The 815-nt window shown below is 52.8% G+C and carries 1 protein-coding gene; it reads right to left on the reverse strand.

Features of this window, described 5'->3' with window-relative positions; all coding sequences use genetic code 11:
- A partial coding sequence (locus V7K25_RS22750; RefSeq protein WP_335160823.1) for a zinc-dependent alcohol dehydrogenase family protein occupies positions 1-815 on the reverse strand: 815 nt, incomplete at both ends.

The following is an 815-nucleotide window of genomic DNA, read 5'->3' on the forward strand; positions in this document are numbered from 1 at the left end:
GTAAAATGGCGAGGATCAACAATTGGGCGTAGTTGACCTGCATCCGCCAACTGCGTAGCCTGATGCAGAATCTCACCATGATGAGTACGCCCTTCACCATTCAGTAGAGGCAGAAGCACGAATATGCCTGAATACGTAGCAGCCTTCCGCGAGAGTGGCATCAAGGAGTGCTGACCCCAGCCGTAGCTACTAACGACATGTCCGTAAGTGCGTACTGCCTGAAATGCATCGTCTAAAGTGGAACCACCAACGGTATCGTAGACCAAATCAAATCCGTGACCGTCTGTATACATTTGTACAATCTGCTCAATTGATACACTGTGGTAGTCTATCGGCACAGCACCCAGTTGTTGCAGCATATCGTGCTTAACAGCCGAGGCAGTGGCAAACACTTTGGCACCACGCGCTTTGGCAATCTGCACAGCGACATGACCAACACCGCCAGAGCCGCCAAGTACGAGGACTTTCTGACCATCGCGTACATTAGCGCGATCGACAAGTCCTTCCCATGCAGTCAAGACCACCAAGGGTAAAGCTGCGGCTTCACGCATACTGAGGTTGGTTGGTTTTTTTGCCAGTAGATCGGGATCAACTGCGGCAAATTCAGCGAGTGAACCTTGCAGTCCACCGACTCCACCCGTCAGTCCGTAGACCTGATCACCGACTTTAAACGCGGTGACATTTTGTCCAACTGCTTCAACGACCCCAGCCAGATCGGTTCCCAGCACGGCAGGGAGTACAGGTTTGGCATGGGGCGCTTTACCTGTGCGGATTTTGCTGTCGAGCGGGTTGACACCGCTTGCCTTGATTCGCAC

Origin of the sequence: Nostoc sp. (assembly GCF_036919495.1) — a bacterium.
In the GTDB taxonomy this organism is placed as follows: domain Bacteria; phylum Cyanobacteriota; class Cyanobacteriia; order Cyanobacteriales; family Nostocaceae; genus Nostoc.